This window comes from Streptosporangium amethystogenes, from assembly GCF_000721075.1.
GTDB lineage: Bacteria > Actinomycetota > Actinomycetes > Streptosporangiales > Streptosporangiaceae > Streptosporangium > Streptosporangium amethystogenes.
Genome location: NZ_JOEQ01000024.1, coordinates 78,409 through 97,375, shown reverse-complemented (window position 1 = coordinate 97,375; position 18,967 = coordinate 78,409). Strand labels below are relative to the sequence as shown.

At 72.0% G+C, this 18,967-nt stretch carries 15 protein-coding genes and 2 riboswitches; of the genes, 12 read left to right on the top strand and 3 right to left on the bottom strand.

Annotated features, from left to right (window positions below; translation table 11 throughout):
• Positions 1–90 precede the first annotated feature (90 nt).
• Entirely contained in the window at positions 91–558 is a 468-nt protein-coding gene (locus IG98_RS0129135; RefSeq protein WP_030919159.1) for a DUF6220 domain-containing protein, read from the bottom strand.
• 142 nt (positions 559–700) lie between these two features.
• Between IG98_RS0129135 and cobF the strand changes: the two genes are divergently transcribed.
• Positions 701–1,453, top strand: coding sequence for a precorrin-6A synthase (deacetylating) (cobF, locus tag IG98_RS0129130; RefSeq protein ID WP_030919157.1), 753 nt, complete (start codon positions 701–703; stop codon positions 1,451–1,453).
• Between the two features lie 82 nt (positions 1,454–1,535).
• On the opposite strand, the gene IG98_RS0129125 is transcribed toward cobF, so the two are convergent.
• The gene (locus tag IG98_RS0129125) at positions 1,536–3,878 is read right to left on the bottom strand and encodes a DUF4132 domain-containing protein (RefSeq protein ID WP_157594582.1); all 2,343 of its coding nucleotides are present in this window, start codon (positions 3,876–3,878) and stop codon (positions 1,536–1,538) included.
• A 374-nt stretch (positions 3,879–4,252) separates the two neighbouring features.
• Between IG98_RS0129125 and IG98_RS0129120 the strand changes: the two genes are divergently transcribed.
• The 9 genes from IG98_RS0129120 to IG98_RS0129080 all read left to right on the top strand — a co-directional run bounded on the left by IG98_RS0129120 (position 4,253) and on the right by IG98_RS0129080 (position 12,876).
• On the top strand, positions 4,253–4,966 hold the full coding sequence (locus tag IG98_RS0129120; protein WP_030919151.1) for an ABC transporter ATP-binding protein: 714 nt from the start codon (positions 4,253–4,255) through the stop codon (positions 4,964–4,966).
• Positions 4,966–5,688: an ABC transporter permease gene (locus IG98_RS0129115; protein WP_030919149.1), complete on the top strand. Its 723-nt coding sequence runs from the start codon at positions 4,966–4,968 to the stop codon at positions 5,686–5,688. Before IG98_RS0129120 ends, IG98_RS0129115 begins: the two co-directional genes overlap by 1 nt.
• Positions 5,685–6,905, top strand: coding sequence for a sensor histidine kinase (locus tag IG98_RS0129110; RefSeq protein WP_030919146.1), 1,221 nt, complete (start codon positions 5,685–5,687; stop codon positions 6,903–6,905). Before IG98_RS0129115 ends, IG98_RS0129110 begins: the two co-directional genes overlap by 4 nt.
• Before the next feature lie 3 nt (positions 6,906–6,908).
• The gene (locus tag IG98_RS0129105) at positions 6,909–7,547 is read left to right on the top strand and encodes a response regulator (RefSeq protein ID WP_030919143.1); all 639 of its coding nucleotides are present in this window, start codon (positions 6,909–6,911) and stop codon (positions 7,545–7,547) included.
• 186 nt (positions 7,548–7,733) lie between these two features.
• A riboswitch (cobalamin riboswitch) is annotated at positions 7,734–7,865 on the top strand.
• A 31-nt stretch (positions 7,866–7,896) separates the two neighbouring features.
• Positions 7,897–8,085 carry a CbtB domain-containing protein gene (locus tag IG98_RS0129100; RefSeq protein WP_030919140.1) on the top strand — a complete coding sequence of 63 codons (189 nt, stop codon included), beginning with the start codon at positions 7,897–7,899 and terminating at the stop codon, positions 8,083–8,085.
• An 8-nt stretch (positions 8,086–8,093) separates the two neighbouring features.
• Positions 8,094–8,819 carry a CbtA family protein gene (locus IG98_RS0129095; RefSeq protein WP_030919137.1) on the top strand — a complete coding sequence of 242 codons (726 nt, stop codon included), beginning with the start codon at positions 8,094–8,096 and terminating at the stop codon, positions 8,817–8,819.
• 49 nt (positions 8,820–8,868) lie between these two features.
• Positions 8,869–10,944 carry a putative cobaltochelatase gene (locus IG98_RS0129090; RefSeq protein ID WP_030919127.1) on the top strand — a complete coding sequence of 692 codons (2,076 nt, stop codon included), beginning with the start codon at positions 8,869–8,871 and terminating at the stop codon, positions 10,942–10,944.
• Position 10,945: 1 nt separating this feature from the next.
• Positions 10,946–11,548 (top strand): cob(I)yrinic acid a,c-diamide adenosyltransferase, encoded by a 603-nt coding sequence (cobO, locus tag IG98_RS53640; protein ID WP_030919123.1) that lies wholly within the window; start codon positions 10,946–10,948, stop codon positions 11,546–11,548.
• The gene (locus IG98_RS0129080) at positions 11,542–12,876 is read left to right on the top strand and encodes a cobyrinic acid a,c-diamide synthase CobB (RefSeq protein WP_030919121.1); all 1,335 of its coding nucleotides are present in this window, start codon (positions 11,542–11,544) and stop codon (positions 12,874–12,876) included. Before cobO ends, IG98_RS0129080 begins: the two co-directional genes overlap by 7 nt.
• A gap of 132 nt (positions 12,877–13,008) precedes the next feature.
• Here IG98_RS0129080 and cobN read toward each other — a convergent pair whose 3' ends face one another.
• Positions 13,009–16,650 carry a cobaltochelatase subunit CobN gene (gene cobN, locus IG98_RS0129075; protein WP_051753116.1) on the bottom strand — a complete coding sequence of 1,214 codons (3,642 nt, stop codon included), beginning with the start codon at positions 16,648–16,650 and terminating at the stop codon, positions 13,009–13,011.
• 32 nt (positions 16,651–16,682) lie between these two features.
• Positions 16,683–16,887, bottom strand: a riboswitch (cobalamin riboswitch).
• Between the two features lie 14 nt (positions 16,888–16,901).
• Here cobN and cobG point away from each other — a divergent pair.
• Both cobG and IG98_RS0129065 read left to right on the top strand, forming a co-directional pair.
• Positions 16,902–18,293 (top strand): precorrin-3B synthase, encoded by a 1,392-nt coding sequence (gene cobG, locus IG98_RS0129070; RefSeq protein WP_037971563.1) that lies wholly within the window; start codon positions 16,902–16,904, stop codon positions 18,291–18,293.
• Entirely contained in the window at positions 18,290–18,916 is a 627-nt protein-coding gene (locus IG98_RS0129065; RefSeq protein ID WP_030919105.1) for a precorrin-8X methylmutase, read from the top strand. Before cobG ends, IG98_RS0129065 begins: the two co-directional genes overlap by 4 nt.
• Positions 18,917–18,967: the final 51 nt, after the last annotated feature.

Below are 18,967 nucleotides of genomic sequence, written 5' to 3'. Positions count from 1 at the left end.
GTCGGAAGCGCCGGAGAACCGTGAGAGGCGGCCAGGGACGCCGGGGGAGGGGAGATGCGGGAGCGGGCCGGGAAGTCTGGGCGGGCGAGGTCAGAACGGGGAGGAGGCCAGGTCGTGGGTCCGGCTCCTGGCGAGGGCGGCGGGTGAGGCCAGAGTCCTCGCCTCGCGGAAGATCACCACGGAGGCCCAGAGCAGCACCAGGCCGAGGACCGCGTGGAAGCCGAACACGATGTGGGCGAAGGTGTTGGTCTGCTCCTTGGTGGCGCCGGACAGCTCGACCAGCGGGAAGATCACGAAAAGCTGGCCCAGTACGACCACCAGCGGGACGAGGCTCAGCCAGATCATCTTGCCGCCGACGCGGGCCGCCGCGGCGACGATCGCGGTGATCAGGGAGAGCACCGGGATCACCGCGACCCCGTTGATCGCGTGCGGAGTGATGGCGCTGGAGGCACCCGGGCTCGGGGTGGGGCGCTCGAAGGCGCCGAAGGTGGAGAGGTAGAACTGGGCGATCACGGCGAGCAGCAGGAGCGCGGCGGAGCCGAGGAAGACCTTGCGCATGGAACGTTCCCTGGAGTGTAGGCCGGGGGAGGTTGACGTTCCAAGGATCACCTTCACCGCTTGGCAGGCTCTTGCTGTTGTCTGCGCCGCCACTTGGGGCCCCTGTGGCGGATCTCGGGACGGTACGGGCAGACTCTGTCGGGTGAAGCGAATCCTCATCATCGGCATCGGTGCCGGTGATCCCGACCATCTCACCCTCCAGGCGGTCAAGGCCATCGCCCGTACCGACGTGTTCTTCGTCCTGGACAAGGGCGAGGCCAAGCACGACCTCGTCCAGTTGCGGCACGACCTCGTCGACGCGCACGCCCGCCCGCCGTACCGGATCGTCGAGGCCGGCGATCCCGAACGGGACCGGACCACTCCGGACTACGCGCCCGCGGTCGAGGACTGGCGCTCGCGCCGCGCCGACGTCTGCGAGCGGTTCATCCGCGACGAGCTCGCCGAGGGGCAGACGGGTGCCTTCCTGGTGTGGGGCGATCCGGGCCTGTACGACAGCACCCTGGCCATCGTCGAGGAGATTCACCAGCGGGGCTCGGTCCGGTTCGAGCACGAGGTGATTCCGGGTGTCAGCAGCGTGTCCGCACTCACCGCCCGGCACCGGGTCGGCCTGACCCGGGTCGCCCGGCCGGTGCACGTCACCACCGGCCGACGTCTCGCCGAGGAGGGGCCCTCGGCCGACGACGTCGTCGTCATGCTGGACGCGCACTGCGCCTTCGCCGATCTGGGAGCCGACTTCGACATCTACTGGGGTGCCTACGTCGGCACCCCCGACGAGATCCTGGTCGCCGGACCGGTGCCCGAGGTCGCCGACCGCATCCGCGAGCTGCGTGCCGAGGCACGGGCACGCAAGGGCTGGATCATGGACACCTACCTGCTCCGCCGGGTGTCTCGCTGAGCGTTCGTCGCGGCGGCCCGCACCGGCCGCCGCGCGTCTGGTGACTCCCGGGAATCTGATACGACGGTGTCCGAGTGGTCGTTCAGCCGAGCTGCCGGGTGATCGTCGGGTCGGTGATCGCCGTGTCGTCGGCCAGGAGGTACGCCTTCGAAAGGATCACCGACAGCGTCCCCCCGTCGTCCTCGAACGGCAGGAACACCGATCCGGCCGCGCGCCCGCTCGCCGGGACGACGCACAGGTACGCGTCGTTGGGCTCCATCAGGATGTTCGTCGACCCCAGATGGATCTTGTACGTCCTCAGATCACCCCGTACAAGAAGGAATCTGTCGGTCAGCTCCACCCGGGAGGCGATCTTCAGTTTCGGCAGCAGCCGTGCCAGTACCTCGCGCCGGGTCCTGGCCGTCTCCGTCAGCTCGCCGAAGCCGTGGGAGCGCCAATAGCGTTCGTGGCCGATCAGCGCCTGGTCGTCGCGGGCGACCGAGGCCACGCCCACGGCGAGGTCGGCCTCGCGGAGGATCTCCGACAGCACCAGCGGCGGCAGATCGGCCATCGACGCCGGTCGCCCGTCGCGGTGGAAGGTGATGCTCTCGGTGGCGCACAGCATGGTGGTCTCGGCCCCGGGGGCGGAGACGATGTGCATGGCCCAGCGGGCCTGCCAGCCCGCCAGGTCGCGCACCACCTCGCCCTGGTCGCCGCCGTTCTCGTAGTCCCAGTTGCCGATCGACCGGCCGGTCCAGCCGCGCCGGCCCAGCAGGGTCCGGGCCTGGCCGTAGCGCAGAATGTGGCCGGCGAAACGGTTGGAGAAGGTGCCGGTCCGCTCCTCGGCGGGGGTCAGCAGGTAGAGCTCGCGGAAGACCTGCTTGAACGGCTGGCGTACACCACCCTCGAGAAGATGGTCGCGCCACGCCGCCACCTCGTCGGCGGTCGCGTGGATCGGGTGCCACAGGCCTGCCACGGCGTCGGGGGCGGGGCGGTGGCCGGCCAGTTCCCAGCCGTCGGCGGTCTTGACCGGCAGGGCCGCCGGGCCGCCGGCGATCTGCCAGACCAGGGTGCGGGCGTAGGGGCCGGTGACGGGATGGTCGAGGAAGTACTCGGTCACCTCGCGCCAGTGCCACGTCCGTTCATGGACGATCGCCTGTTCCAGGCGGGACCGCTCGGCCGCCTGCGTCAGCTTGAGCTCCTTCAGGATGGCCCGCAGATCGGACAGCTCCGCGCGCAGATCCTTCGGCAGCGACTTGACGGTCTTGCCGGTGGCGTTCACGTAGCGCAGGGCGGGTACGTCGGCGCACAGCCTGACCCGGTAGTCGCCGATCTTCTCCTCGCGGACGCCGCCGGTGTCCAGGCCGAAGGTGGGGACCGTCCGGTCGAGCAGCTGCTCGCGGGTCAGCCCGTTCTCGCCGGCCACCGCGTCGAGGGCGAGGCTCAGATTCCTCTGTACGGACCTCGCGCGCACCTTCGCCTGGATTCTGGACAGCGGGACGATCACGTCGAGGCCGCCCCTGCGGGCCAGGACGCCGACGGCGGCGTTGGTGACGGGTTCGCAGCGGCACGTGGAGCCCATCCCGTTGCTGCCGGTGCCGCAGGTCATCGCGACGTCGGTGACGAGCGAGGTCACCCAGCGCTCGTCGATGACCTGGCAGGTCCACAGGATGCCGCGCACCACGACGATGGTGTCCTCCTTGAGGAAGACCCTGTCCCGCCACTCCTCGTCGTCATAGCGGACGACCCAGTCTCCGCCCCGGTAGGCCACCAGCCGCGTGAGCAGCTCACGGACCAGGGCGACCGCGCCGGGGGTGAGCATCCGCGCGGCGTTCCTGAGCCACCGGGCGCTGGGTTTGGTCGAGCGGGCGGTGTTCCAGTGGCGGAACAGCGGCAGCACCTCGACCAGGCGCGGGCCGTACTCCTCGGCCAGCATGCGGGCGAAGTGGTCGGTGTCCCCGATCTCGGTCCGGACCACCCCGGCCGGGCCGTGCTCGGCGGGTTCGGTGAGCAGCTCGGTCACCTGCTCGGCCAGGAGCGCCCGCGCGTCCTTCAGCCACGGTCCCGACGTCAGCCAGCGCAGCAGGTCCCGGCGCAGCTGGTAGTCGAACCGGCGGGCCGCCGCGAGCGGGATCCGGAACAGCTCCTCGTAGCGGGTGTGCCCCTGCCGCACCCAGTACCCCGCCCGGTCCATGAGGTGGTGCGCCTCCCGGTAGGTGAAGTCGATGTCGCGCTCGGCCACCGACCGGACCACGCGCAGCACCCGCTCGTCGTAGTCGTGGCCGCCTTCCGGCCCCAGCCAGAGCCTCATCTGCGCGTAGGTGCCGTAGACCCGCCAGTCGACGCCGGGGCCGGGGCCGAGTCCCTGCTCGGTGAGCTCGTCGAACCGCTGGTAGGCGGCCCTCGTGGCCAGGTCCATGTGGTCCCATCTGCCCGCTGACGTCATGACATGGCTCCACTGATGATCGGAAACGCTGGGTGATCATGGATATCAGCCGGAACCGACAGATTCCCCCTGCCATGATTCAGACATGTCTCCACGAAAGCCGCTTCCGCCTCCTCGTCCGATTCGGACCGGGGACGTCATGACCGCTCACTGACGCGGGTGAGGTATCGGCCCCGAACCTTTTCACGTCGCATCCGCCGGCGCGGTCACAAACCCGGCAGGCCGCACATCTGGGCCATGATGATCGAGATGACGGCGACCACAACCGTGACCGTGCCTGATCAACAGGCTGAAGCGCCATCCCGCAGGTTGGACAGCCGCCATCAACCATTCGGTGGATTACGGAGATCCGGCGGAACGGGGATTCTCGGAACATGGCAGTCATCGAGATCAACGGCTTGCAGAAGAGCTACAGAACACACAAGGCGCTGGACAGCGTCACCCTGACGGTCGAGCGAGGCGAGATCTTCGGCATCCTCGGCCCCAACGGAGCCGGCAAGACCACCGTGGTGGAGTGCGCGTCCGGACTGCGCAAGCCCGACGGCGGCACCCTGCGCGTGCTCGGCATGGACCCGCGGACCCGGCGACGTGAGCTGCTCCAGCGCATCGGCGCCCAACTGCAGGAAGCCGCCCTGCCCGACGCCATCAAGGTCGGCGAGGCACTGCAGATGTACGCCTCCTTCTATGACAAGCCTGCCGACTGGCGCGCACTGATGCAGGAATGGGGACTGGCCGAGAAGAAGCGCGCCCGCTTCGCGGGTCTGTCCGGCGGCTGGAAGCAGCGCCTGTTCATCGCGCTGGCCCTGGTCGGCAACCCCGAGGTCGTCTTCCTCGACGAGCTGACCACCGGCCTGGACCCCGATGCCCGCCGGCTGACCTGGGGACTGATCCGCGACATGCGCGACCGCGGCGTCACCGTCGTGCTGGTCACCCACTTCATGGACGAGGCGGAGGCCCTCTGCGACCGCATCGCCGTAATCGACCAGGGGCGTGTCGTTCACGAGGGCAGCCCCGGCGAGCTCATCGACAGAAGTCACGCCGACTCCCTCGAGGACGCCTACTTCACACTCATCGAGAGGACCGTGTGATGAAGGGACTCGGCAACGTCATCGCGATCGAACTCAAACTGGCCGTGCGCGATCCGATGGCCGCCTTCTTCGCACTGGCCTTCCCCGCGGTCATCCTGTGGGTGAAGATGCGCAACGGCGGCACGCTGCCCGGCGGGCTGCCTGCCATCGACGCCCTCGTCCCGATGCTCAGCGTCTTCGTCGTCGGCCTGGCCTCCCTGGTCGTCCTGCCAGCCACCCTGGCCCAGTACCGCGAACGCCACGTGCTCAAGCGGCTGCGCGCCACCCCGGCCTCTTCCACCATGATCTTCGGCGCCCAGTGGGCCGCGCACATGCTGCTGGCCGTACTCGGCACCGCTCTGCTTACCGTCATCGGCCTGGCCGCCTACGGCCTGAGCGGGCCGGCCAACCTTGCCGACGTCGTCCTCGCCTGGGTCCTCGGCGCCCTCAGCCTCGGTTCCATCGGGCTGCTCATCGGCGCCCTGGTGCCCAGCGGTCGCGCCGCCACGGTGATCGGCCTGGCCGTCTTCTTCCCCATGGTCTTCGTCTCCGGCGCCATGAGCGCCCGCGAGACACTGCCGGAGTCGATGCGCTCCATCGGCGACCTGACCCCCATGGCACCCGCCGTCCAAGCCATCCGCGCCGGCTGGGAAGGCCACCCCGTCTCTCCGCTCACCCTCGCCGTCATGGCCGCGATCTTCATCGTCGCCGGCGGGGCCGCGCTGAAGGCGTTCCGCTGGTGACAGGCACCGAACCCGACGTCTCGCGATGGGACCGCGCCTGGCCGGTCCTGCCGTACCTCTTCATCCTGCTACCGACGGTCTTCGCCCTGCTGCGGGACTGGAGACTGGACGTGGTGGTCCTGGCGGTGTTCGTCGGAGCCTGGCACTGGTTCATGGTCTCCTCGCGATTCAGCCGGATCGAGCGGCCGGCGATGGCGATCGTCTACTTCATCGTGATGCTCGCCTTCGTCGCGGTGCTGGTCAGGATCGACTCGCTGTTCACGGTGGCCGGTCTGGGCGCGTTCGTCCAGTCCTTCGCCCTGCTGCGCGGGTGGATGGCCTACCTGGGGGTGGCCGCCACAGCCGCCGTGCTGGTCGGCGTCCGCCCCGATCCCCGGCCGCCGAGCGAGATGGTCTTCTCCTTCCTGCTCGCCGTCCTGATCACCTCGACCGTCGGCCTGTTCATCCAGACCATCTCGGAGCAGAGCCGGCAGCGCCAGGAAATGATCGCGCAGCTGAAGGCCGCTAGCACCGAACTGGTCGAGCTGGCGGAGGAGAAGGCGAGACTGCAGGCGCAACTGCTGACCAGCGCCCGCGAGGCGGGCGTGCTCGGCGAGCGCCAGCGGATGGCCAGGGAGATCCACGACACGATCGCCCAAGGGCTGACCGCCATCCTCACCCAGCTCGAAGTCGCCGAGAACGTCATTGAGAATGTGCCTGCCGCCCGCTCCAGGCTGAACACCGTACGCACGCTGGCCAGGGACAGTCTCAACGAGGCCCGCCGGTCGGTTCTGGCGATGCGCCCTGCTCCGCTGGAGGAGGCCCAGCTCTCGGCCGCCCTCGAGGACGTCGCGGCCACCTGGTCACAGAGGACCGGCATGCCGGTTCCGGTGTCGGTCACCGGCGAGGCCAGACCGCTGCACGCCGAGGTGGAGATGACCCTGCTGCGAGTGGCTCAGGAGGCTCTGGCCAACGTCGGCAAGCACGCCTCTGCCAGCAGGGTCGCCGTTACCCTGTCCTACATGGAGGATGTGGTGGTGCTCGACGTGCGCGACGACGGATCCGGGTTCGACCCCCGGACGGTGAACCTGTCGGTCGCGGGCGGGTTCGGGCTCATCGCGATGCGTCAGCGAGTCACCCGGCTGGCCGGTGACTTCGAGATCGAGACCGCTCCCGGCCAGGGAACGGGCGTCTCCGCTACGGTGCCCGCCATCCCCGCCGACTCCAGAAACGTGTGAGGCATGCCGATTCGTATCATCGTCGTGGACGATCACCCGGTCGTCCGCGACGGGCTACGCGAGATCTTCTCCACCGATGAGGCCTTCGAGGTCGTCGGCGAGGCGGCCGACGGGCCGGAGGCTCTCGCCCTGGCGCGGCTGACCAACCCCGATCTCGTGCTCATGGACCTGCGGATGCCGAAGATGAGCGGCACCGAGCTGATCCGCCGGCTGCGCGAGCAGACGCCGGGCATCAACGTGCTGGTCCTGACCACGTTCGACAACGACGCGGACGTGCTGCCCGCCATCGAGCAGGGCGCCACCGGCTACCTGCTCAAGGACACCCCGCGTGTCGAGCTGCTCCGCGCCGCGCAGGCGGCTGCCCGCGGCGAGACGGTGCTGTCCCCCGCCGTGGCCGGGCTGCTCACGCGGAAGGTACGCGCCCCCGAGCGGCAGACGCTGAGCCGGCGGGAGCTCGAAGTGCTCGGGCTGATCGCCCGCGGCGCCACCAATCGCGAGGTCGCCGCGAAGCTGTTCATCACCGAGGCGACGGTCAAGACACACCTGCTGCACATCTTCGCCAAACTCGGGGTGAAGGACCGGGCCGCCGCGGTGGCGGCGGCCTACGAGACCGGGCTGCTCAAGCGGGCTTCAGAGACCTGATCAAGGGCGCCCGGTGCGCCGGTCCTGAGTACCGGTGTCACCACGTGAGTCGTGTCCTGTCTCGGATTCGAGGGCTGCGCCGGTGACGCAGCCCGCGCGGTGCGTTCCGCTGGAGAGATGGGGGACACCAGACTGGAACGGCGTCCGCGGTGCCGTGACAGATACCCCACATTGACGGCCCGCTCTAAAAAAGGTTACAGTGCGGGCGATTTCGCGGTGGTCCGAGGGAAGTCCGGTGAGAAGCCGGTGCGGTCGCGCCACTGTATCCGGAACGTGCGTTCCGGGAGCCAGGTTACTTGGCCGCCGCGTCCTCATCTGTCGGGACGCGTCATCCCCAAGGAGGCTACTCATGCGTGAGCTGTCCGTTTCACCGCCCGTTCCCCTCTCCCACCTGGCCCGCTGGCTCGTGGCGGTTCCGCTGCTCCTGCTGGTGGCCTACCTGGTCACCTTCGACCAGGGGGCCGTGTCGCAGGCGGGCGACTATCTGCACGAACTCATGCACGACGGGCGCCACCTGCTCGGCGTTCCGTGCCACTAGGCCGCGTCGTGATCCGTACCCTGTTGCTCCGCGGCCTGCTCGTCGGGCTGGTCGCCGGGCTGATCGCCGCCGTGTTCGCCTACCTGCTCGGCGAGCCGAACATCGACCAGGCCATCGCACTCGAAGAGGCCGCCGCGCACGCCCAGGCCGAGGTCGGGCACTCCCACGGGGAGGAGGCCCTGGTCAGCCGGTCCGGCCAGCAGGCCGGGCTCTTCCTCGCCATGGCCCTGTACGGGATGTCCGTGGGAGGCATCTTCTCCCTCGTCTTCGCGGGGCTGCGCGGCCGGATCGGCCCCCGCTCCGACACGCTGCTGGCCGCGACGATGGCCGCCACCGCGTTCGTCGCGATCGTGCTGGTGCCGTTCGTCAAGTACCCGGCCAACCCGCCCGCCGTCGGTGACCCGGACACCATCGGCAGCCGGACCACGCTGTACCTGGTCCTGGTCGCCATCGGTCTGCTGTCCGTGGCGGTGGGAGTGGCCTGCGCCCGTAAGGTGCCGGACAGGCCCTGGCTCGCCGGCGCGGCCGGTTTCCTGGTCCCCGTCATCGTCACCCTGTTCGTGCTGCCGGCGGTCAACGAGGTGCCCGACGGCTTCCCCGCTCAGCTGCTGTGGGACTTCCGGGTGTCCTCCCTCGGCACGCAACTCGTGCTCTGGTCGGCCATCGGCGCCCTGTACGGCGTCGCCGCGCGGCGCACCGTCCGCCGCGACGCGTTCGCGGCGGCCCCGAACTGAACGTTCGGCGGGTCGGACACGTCAGCAGGATCTCGCAGAAAGAACCCTTGTGATCGGTGCCTATCCGTTCAGTGCCGTCGTCGGTCTCGACGACCTCAAGCTCGCGCTGATACTCAACGCGGTCTCCCCACGGGTGGGCGGTGTGCTGGTCCGAGGGGAGAAGGGGACCGCCAAGTCCACGATCGTCCGTGCGCTCGCCGCACAGCTCCCCACGGTCAGGGTGATCGCCGGCTGCCGCTTCTCCTGCGACCCGGCCGAGCCTGATCCGTCCTGCCCCGACGGCCCGCACGATCCGCACGGCGCGGGCGAAAGTGGGCAGGAGCGTCCGGCCGCGCTGGTGGAGCTGCCCGTCGGCGCGTCGGAGGACCGGCTGGTCGGCGCGCTCGACATCGAGCGCGCGCTCACCGAGGGGGTCAGGGCGTTCGAGCCTGGCCTGCTCGCCGCCGCGCATCGCGGTGTCCTCTACGTCGATGAGGTCAACCTGCTGCACGACCATCTGGTGGACCTGCTGCTCGACGCCGCCGCACTCGGCACCTGCTTCGTCGAGCGCGAGTCGGTCTCGGTACGGCACGCGGCACGGTTCCTGCTGGTCGGCACGATGAACCCGGAGGAGGGCGAACTGCGGCCCCAGCTCCTGGACCGCTTCGGGCTGACCGTCGAGGTGCGGGCGTCCAGGAATCCGGACGAGCGGGCCGAGGTGGTACGGCGCCGCCTGGCCTTCGACGCCGATCCCGCCTCCTTCGCCGCCGGATGGGCGGGGGAGGAGGCGGCCCTGGCACGGCGGATCGCCGAGGCCAGGGAGCGGGTCAGGCAGGTCGTGCTGCCGGACGTCCGGCTGCGCCAGATCGCGGCGGTGTGCGCCGCCTTCGAGGTGGACGGGCTCCGGGCCGACCTGGTCACGGCCAACGCGGCCATCGCGCACGCGGCCTGGCGCGGCGGCGCCGAGGTCACGGCCGAGGACGTGCGCGAGGCGGCCCGTCTCTCGCTGCCGCACCGCCGCCGCCGAGACCCGTTCGACGCGCCGGGCCTTGACGAGTCACGGCTCGACGACCTGCTGGCGGAACACGGCGACGACGAGCCGGACGACCCGGACGGAGGGCCGGGCACCTCCGGCGGCCCGGGAGACTCGCACGGTCCCGAGGGGCCCGCGGACTCCGGGCCCGCTCCCGAGGCCGGCGCTTCCAGTGAGAGCGGCCCGTACGGTGCCGCCGACGGCCCCGACGGCTCCAACGACGGCGACCTGTCCGACGGTGCTCCAGGTGCCTCCGACGGGAACGGCGCCTCGCCTGACCCTCCCGCCGCGGAGCGGGTGGTCGCCGCCGCCGAACCGTACCGGGTGCGCCCCTTCCAGGTCCCCGGGCTGGGCGACGGCGCCTCGGGCCGGCGGTCACGGGCCCGGACCCCCAACGGGCGGACCACCGGATCGCGGGTTCCCGCCGGGCGGCTCCAGCGGCCGCACCTGTCGGCGACGCTCCGCGCCGCCGCGCCGTACCAGCGCGAGCGCGGCCGCACCGGCCCTGGCCTGCTGGTACGCGACACCGACCTGCGCGAGGCCGTCCGCGAAGGCAAGGAGGGCAACCTGGTGCTCTTCGTGGTGGACGCGAGCGGTTCCATGGCGGCCCGGCAGCGCATGCGCGAGGTCAAGGCCGCCGTGCTCAGCCTGCTGCTCGACGCCTACCAGCGGCGGGACAAGGTCGGGCTGATCACCTTCAGGGGATCCACGGCGGACCTGGTACTGCCCCCGACCTCCTCGGTCGAGGTCGGCGCGGCCCGGCTGCGGGAACTGCCGACCGGCGGACGCACCCCGCTGGCCGCCGGGCTGCGCCGGGCCGCCGAGGTGCTCAGGGTGGAGCGGCTGCGCGACCCGGCCAGAAGGCCGCTGCTCGTGGTGGTCACCGACGGCCGGGCCACCTCGGGATCCGACGTGGCGGCCTCCGCCGCGCTGCTCGCCGGTACGGCGGGGGTCGTGGTCGACTGCGAGAGCGGTCCGGTGCGACTCGCCCTGGCCCTCGACCTCGCGGCCAGGCTGGGCGCACCCGCGGTACGGCTCGACGCGCTCGCGGAGGGCGGCGGGCTCGGCGGGCTGGTCCGTGACCACCGGGCCGACTACCGGAAGGCGATCTGAGATGCCGCAGGGCAAGCCGGACACGGTGCCCGAGGACGGGCTCACCACGCGCCAGCGCCGCAACCGGCCGCTGCTGATCGTGCACACCGGGCCGGGTAAGGGGAAGTCCACCGCCGCCTTCGGGATGGCGCTGCGCGCGTGGAACCAGGGCTGGCCGGTCGGGGTGTTCCAGTTCGTCAAGTCGGCCAAGTGGCGCATCGGCGAGGAACGGGCGCTGCTGGTGCTCGGCGAGTCCGCCGAGGGCGGCAGCGTGACCTGGCACAAGATGGGCGAGGGCTGGTCGTGGATCCAGCGGCCGGGCAGCGAGGAGGACCACGCCGCCGACGCCCGCGAGGGCTGGGAGCAGATCAGACGTGACCTGGCCGCGGAGACCTACCGCTTCTACGTACTCGACGAGTTCACCTACCCCCTGAAATGGGGCTGGCTGGACGTGGACGACGTGGTCGCCACCCTGGCCGCGCGGCCAGGGAACCAGCACGTCGTGATCACCGGCAGGGACGCCGACCCGAGACTGGTCGAGGTCGCCGACCTGGTGACCGAGATGGGGAAGGTCAGACATCCGATGGACGCCGGGCAGAAGGGCCAGAGGGGCATCGAATGGTAGTGCCGCGACTGGTGATCGCCGCGCCGTCCTCGGGCAGCGGGAAGACCACCGTCGCGACCGGCCTGATGGCGGCACTGCGCGCGCGGGGCCTGCGCGTCTCCCCGCACAAGGTGGGACCCGACTACATCGACCCCGGCTACCACGCGCTCGCCACCGGCCGCCCCGGACGCAACCTCGACCCCTGGCTGACCGGTGAGGACCGGGTCGCGCCGCTCCTCCTGCACGGCGCGCGGGACGCGGACATCGCCGTGGTCGAGGGGGTCATGGGCCTGTACGACGGTGCCGGGAGCGGGGACTTCGCCTCCACCGCGCACGTCGCCCGGCTGATCGGCGCGCCGGTGGTCCTGGTGGTGGACGCCGCACGGCAGGGCAGGTCCGTGGCCGCGCTCGTGCAGGGCTTCGCCTCCTTCGACACCCGGGTCCGGCTGGCCGGGGTGATCCTCAACCGGGTTGGCTCGCCGCGGCACGAGGAGATCTGCCGCGCCGCGCTGGACGAGAGCGGCATCTCGGTACTGGGCGTGATCCCGCGGGTGGACGGGGTGGCGACCCCTTCCCGCCATCTCGGGCTGATCCCGGCGGCCGAGCGCAGCGGGGACGCGGTGGCGGCGGTGGAGCGGATGGGTGCCCTGGTCGCCGGCTCCTGCGACCTCGAAGGACTGGTGGCCCTGGCGCGCTCGGCGCCGCCGCTGCCCGCGCGCCCCTGGACTCCGGCCCTGTCCCCGGCCACGACCGGCCCCCTATCCGGTGGGCGGCCGGTGGTGGCGGTGGCGGGCGGGGCGGCGTTCACCTTCGGATACGCCGAGCAGGTCGAGCTGCTCGCGGCGGCGGGGGCCGAGGTGGCGACCTTCGACCCGCTCGGGGACGAGTGCCTGCCCGAGAACGCCGGGGCGGTCGTCATCGGCGGCGGCTTCCCCGAGATGTACGCGGCGGAGCTGTCCGCCAACGAGCCGCTCCGCCGCCGGGTGGCCGCCTTCGACGGCCCGATCGTCGCCGAGTGCGCCGGGCTGCTCTACCTGGCGCGCGAGCTGGACGGCCATCCCATGTGCGGAAGGCTCGACATCACCGCGACGATGACCGGCCGGCTCACGCTGGGCTACCGCGACGCCGTGGCGACCGCCACGTCCGTGCTCACCCGCGAGGGCGAGCGCTACCGGGGCCACGAGTTCCACCGCACGGCCACCGACCCCGGGCACGCGACGCCGCCGCTGTTCCGCTGGAGGGGCGCGGCCGACGGCTTCGCCGAGCCCCTGCTGGCCGCCTCCTACCTGCACCTGCACTGGGCCGGCAGCCCCGAGCTGGCCGAACGCCTGATCGCGGCCATCGGCTGAACCGTGCTACTGGTCCGCTGGTTCCGAACTTGGCGGGCCGTCGGCTGGGCCGTGCCTGAATCGCCTGACCTGTCCGGCGGTCCCGAGTCCGGGGGCGGTGACCGCGTACCGCCCCCGGGGAGATGGAACGGGTCAGCGGTCCTCCAGGTCGCCCTCGACGGCGAGGTACGCCCCCCGCAGGGCCGCCATGATCTCGGGGTCGGGATGCTCCCACATCTTCCTGTCGGCCGCCTCAAGCAGCCGCTCGGCGATGCCGTGCAGTGCCCACGGGTTCGAGGCGGCCATGAACGCCCGGTTCTCCGGGTCCAGGACGTAGGCGGCGGCCAGCCTGTCGTACATCCAGTCGGCCAGCACACCCGTCGTGGCGTCGTAGCCGAACAGGTAGTCCACGGTGGCGGCCAGCTCGAACGCGCCCTTGTACCCGTGCCTGCGCATCGCCGCCAGCCAGTTGGGGTTGACCACCCGGGCGCGGAAGATCCGCGCGGTCTCCTCGTGCAGGGTCCTGGTCCGCACCGCGTCCGGACGGGTGCTGTCGCCCACGTACGCGGCGGGTGCCCGGCCGGTGAGCGCCCGCACGGTGGCGATCATCCCGCCGTGGTACTGGAAGTAGTCGTCGGAGTCGGCGATGTCGTGCTCGCGGGTGTCGACGTTCTTCGCGGCCACCGCGATCCGCCGGTAGGCGCTCTCCATGTCCTGCCGCGCCGGTGTCCCGTCGAGGTCGCGGCCGTAGGCGAAGCCGCCCCAGACCGCGTACACCTCGGCCAGGTCGGCGTCGTCGCGCCAGTTCCCGCTCTCCATCAGCGGCAGCAGGCCCGCGCCGTAGGCGCCGGGACGGGAGCCGAAGATCCGCAGAGTGGCCCGCCGCTCGTCACCGTGCGCGGCCAGGTCGGCGTCGGCGTGCGCCCGCACGTAGTTCTCCCCGGCGGGCTCCGCCAGGCCCGCGACCAGCCGTACCGCGTCGTCCAGCATGGTGACGACGTGCGGGAAGGCGTCCCTGAAGAACCCGCTGATCCGGACGGTCACGTCGATTCTGGGCCGGCCGAGTTCGGCGAGCGGGACCGGTTCCAGGCCGCTGACCCGGCGGGACGCCTCATCCCAGACCGGCCGCACGCCGAGCAGCGCGAGCACCTCCGCCACGTCGTCGCCCGCCGTGCGCATGGCACTGGTGCCCCAGACCGACAGCCCGACGGAGCGCGGCCACTCACCGGTGTCGGAGCGGTACCGTTCCAGCAGGGAGTCGGCCATGGCCTGCCCGGTCTCCCACGCCAGCCTGCTGGGCACCGCCCGGGGATCGACGGAGTAGAAGTTCCGCCCGGTCGGCAGCACGTTGATCAGCCCGCGCAGCGGCGACCCGCTCGGCCCGGCGGGGACGTAACCGCCGTCGAGCGCGTGCAGCACCGCGCCGATCTCGTCCGTGGTCCTGGCGAGCCGGGGCACGATCTCCTCGGCCGCGAACCCGAGCACCTTCTCCACGACGGCCACGACTCCGGAGTCGCGGTCACTCCCGCCGGCGAGGACGGAGGCGGTGACCGGGGAGACGGCGAACGGGTCCCAGCCGCGCTCCTCCATGCCCTCGACGAGGGCGCGGGCCAGCGACTCGGCCTCGTCCACGCTCACCCTCGCGGCGCCGCCGTCCTCGGCCAGGCCGAGGGCCTCACGAAGGCCGGGGAGTGCCTGTTGACCGGCCCAGATCTGGCGGGCGCGGAGCATGGCCAGCACGAGGTCGACGCGGGCCTTCCCCTCGGGGGCGTCGCCGAGCACGTGCAGGCCGTCGCGGATCTGGACGTCCTTGACCTCGCAGAGCCATCCGTCGACGTGCAGCAGGAAGTCGTCGAACCCGCTGTCCTGCGGCCGGTCGTCGACGCCCAGGTCGTGGTCGAGCCTGGCGGCCTGGATCAGCGTCCAGATCTGCGCCCGGATGGCGGGCAGCTTGGCCGGGTCCATGGCCGCGATCGAGGCGTGCTCGTCCAGCAGTTGCTCCAGCCGGGCGATGTCGCCGTAGGTCTCCGCGCGGGCCATCGGCGGCACCAGATGATCGACCAGTACGGCGTGCGCCCGCCGTTTGGCCTGGGTGCCCTCACCGGGGTCGTTCACCAGGAACGGGTAGACCAGCGGCAGGTCGCCGAGCGCCGCGTCGGGGCCGCAGGAGGCCGACATCCCCGCCGACTTGCCGGGCAGCCACTCCAGGTTGCCGTGCTTGCCGACGTGCACGATCGCGTGCGCGCCGAAGTCGTCGGCCAGCCACCGGTAGGCGGCCAGATAGTGGTGGCTCGGCGGCAGGTCGGGGTCGTGGTAGATGGCGACCGGGTTCTCCCCGAAGCCGCGCGGCGGCTGGACCATCACCACCAGGTTGCCCGCGCGCAGCGCGGCCAGCACGATCTCGCCGTCGGCATCGCGGCTCCGGTCGACGAACAACTCGCCCGGCGGCGGCCCCCAGTGCGCCTCGACGCCGTGCCGCAGGTCCTCGGGCAGCGTCTCGAACCACGCCCGGTAGCGTGTGGCCGGGATCCGCACCGGGTTCGCGGCCAGTTGCTCCTCGGTGAGCCAGTTCCGGTCCTGGCCGCCCGCCGCGATCAGCGCGTGGATCAGCGCGTCGCCGTCCCGTTCCGCCACACCGGGGAAACCGTCTCCGAGGTCGTACCCGGCCTCCATCATGGCCGTGAGCAGCCTGACCACGCTGGCCGGGGTGTCCAGGCCGACCGCGTTGCCGATCCTGGAGTGCTTGGTCGGGTACGCCGACAGCATCACCGCGATCCGCCGTTCCGGTGCCCGGACGTGCCGGAGCAGGCCGTGCCGTACCGCGATGCCGGCCACCCGCGAGGCCCGCTCGGGATCGGCCACGTACACGGTCAGGCCCTCGTCGTCGACCTCCTTGAAGGAGAACGGCACGGTGATGATCCGCCCGTCGAACTCGGGGATCGCCACCTGGGAGGCCGCGTCGAGCGGGGACAGGCCGTCGTCGTTCTCCCGCCAGGCGTCCCTTCCCGTGGTCAGGCAGAGGCCCTGCAGGATCGGCACGTCCAGTTCGGCGAGCGCGCCGACGTCCCACGCGGAGTCGTCCCCGCCCGCCGAGGCGGTCGCCGGGCGGGTGCCCCCGGCGGCGAGCACGGTGACCACCAGGGCGTCCGCGGCCCGGAGCGTGTCGAACAGGTCGGGTTCGGCGCTGCGCAGGGAACCGCAGTAGACGGGCAGGGCCTGGCCGCCCGCCTCCTCGATGGCCAGGCAGAGTGTCTCGACGAAGGCGGTGTTGCCCGCGACGTGGTGCGCGCGGTAGTAGAGCACGCCGATGACGGGGCCCTCGGTGCGTCGCGCGACACGTTCGAGGGGGCCCCAGCCCGGAGTGGGCGCGGGCGGCGCGAAGCCGTACCCGGTGAGCAGCACCGTGTCGGAGAGGAAGGCGTGCAGTTGGGCCAGGTTCGCCGGACCGCCGTGTGCGAGGTAGGCGTGCGCCTCGGCGCAGACCCCGCCGGGCACCGTGGACAGCTCCATCAGCTCGGCGTCGGGGGCCTGCTCGCCGCCGAGGATCACGACGGGCCGCCGGTCGGCGAGCAGCGCGTCCAGCCCGTCCTGCCATGCCCTGCGTCCGCCGAGCAGGCGCACGACCACGAGATCGGTGCCCTCGGTCAGTGCGGGCAGGTCCTCGGCGGACAGCCTCGCCGGGTTGCCGAGCCGGTAGTTCGCGCCGCTCGTCCGCGCGCTGAGCAGGTCGGTGTCGGAGGTCGACAGCAGCAGGACGGTGGGTGGCGCGAGTGGTGCGGATGGCACGGAACGCATACGGAAGTCCTCCCTCGGGGTCCTCGCCCCGGGTCGTCGTCATCACGACGGCAGGAGTCTCCTGGCTCCCGGATCAACGCTCACCCCGGCCTTCCCGTCCGTTGCCGGACCGTGGCCTTCGGTGGGGTTCGCTCCCCGGTTACAGTGGCGGGACCGCGCCGGCTTCACACCGGCTTCCTCCCTGCGCCATCGTCTGGGTCACACTATGCCAGGCGGACATCCGTAAAGAAATGGGAGCTACCATCCACTGCGTGTCAATAACCGACCCTCCCGGAAGAGCCCGGACCGACGCGTGTCCCGGAGCGCTCCAGGTGCACGCCGCGGCCGACGGCGGCCTGGCACGGATCAGGGTTCCCGGCGGGGTGCTCACGGCGCGTCAGCTCCGCGTGGTCGCCGCCGCCGCCCGGGAGCTCGGATCCGGCGTGATCGAGCTGACCTCCCGGGCGAACCTCCAGGTGCGCGGCCTCCCGCCGCAGGACGGCGAGCCCCTTGCCATGGACCCGGCACGCGACGACGTGCGCGTTCCGGTATCCGACCTCGCCATGCGACTGGTCGCCGCCGGGCTGCTACCGTCGGCCACGCATGAGCGGGTACGCAACATCGTGGCCTCACCCCTGGCCGGGCGGGCACCCGCGAGCCTGTTCGACGTCCGCCCGCTGGTGTCCGAGCTGGACGGGGAACTCCGCGCCCGGCCCGCGCTCGCCGACCTGCCCGGCCGGTTCCTCTTCGCGCTCGACGACGGCTCGGGTGACATGGCGGCTCTCGGCGCGGACGTCACGCTGCTGCCGGTCGATCCGGTGGACGCCTCGACGGACGTCTCCGAGGTGGCGCTGCTGCTCGCCGGTGCCGACCAGGGGCTGCGCGCGCCCGTCTCCTCCGCCGTCACCGGCATGCTCGCGGTGGCCGAGGCGTTCCTGGCCGAGCGCGCCGAGCAGGGGGCGGGCGCGTGGCGGCTCGCCGAGCTGGCCGACGGCCCGGGGCGGGTCTCGGCCCGCGTTCTCGGGGCGGAGCCGGCTCTCCGGCTGTCCGTCCCCGTCGTACGACGGGCGCGGACGGCGGACGGCGGCACGATCGGGGTCATCGCGCAGCGTGACGGAAGGTCGGCCCTCACCGTTCTCGCCGCGCTCGGGCGGCTCACGGCGGCCCAGCTGGAGGCGCTCGCCCAGGTGGCCGAGCACGGCGGGGGAGAGGTCCGGGTGACGCCGTGGCGGACGGTCGTCGTCCCCGATCTGCCGCCGCAGGAGGTCGACGGCCGGCGGGCGACGCTCACCGACGCGGGCCTGGTCTGTGACCCGGCGTCGCCGTGGCTGGGCCTGACCGCCTGCGCCGGCCGGCCCGGATGCGCCAAGGCCCTCGCCGACGTCCACGCCGACGTCCGCGCGGGTGTGCACGCGAACGGCGGCACCGGTCCCGAGTCCGGTGCGGGCTGTCCTGACGACGTCCGCCCCTCGCGGGGCCGCAGCCGCGTGCTCCCCGTGCACTGGTCGGGATGCGAGCGGCGGTGCGGACGTCCGCGCGGCCGGGTCGTGGACGTGGTCGCGACCGGAGACGGATACCGCGTCGAGGCGGACGGCGTGAGCCGTACGTTCGCCGACGCCGAGCAGACGAGCGCCGCGGTGGCGGCGACCAGAGAGGGAAAGTGATCGACTACATCAGGGACGGGGCGGAGATCTACCGCCGCTCCTTCGCCACCATCCGCGCGGAGACGGACCTCGGCGGCATGCCGCCGGGCGTCGCGCAGGTCGCGGTCCGCATGGTGCACGCCTGCGGCATGGTCGACCTCGTCGACGACCTCGCCTGGTCGCCGGGAGTCGTCACGGCGGCGCGCGAGGCGCTGCGCGACGGCGCGCCCGTGCTGTGCGACGCCATGATGGTCGCCTCCGGCGTCACCAGGCGACGGCTGCCGAAGGCGAACGAGGTGATCTGCACGCTCGGCGACCCACGGGTCCCGGAGCTGGCGCTGCGGCTGGGCACCACCCGCAGTGCCGCGGCGCTGGAACTGTGGCGCGACCGGCTCGACGGCGCGGTGGTCGCGATCGGCAACGCGCCGACCGCGCTGTTCCGCCTGCTCGAACTGGTCGAGGAGGGGGCCGGACGCCCGGCCGCGGTGCTGGGCGTGCCGGTCGGCTTCATCGGGGCCGCGGAGTCGAAGCTGGCCCTGGCCGAGCACCCGGCCGGACTCGACCACCTGGTGGTGCACGGACGCAGGGGCGGCAGCGCCATGGCGGCGGCCGCCGTCAACGCGGTCGCGAGCGAGGAGGAGTGAGCGGGTTGAGTGGGGTTTTCGGGTGTCTGTACGGGGTCGGGCTCGCGATGG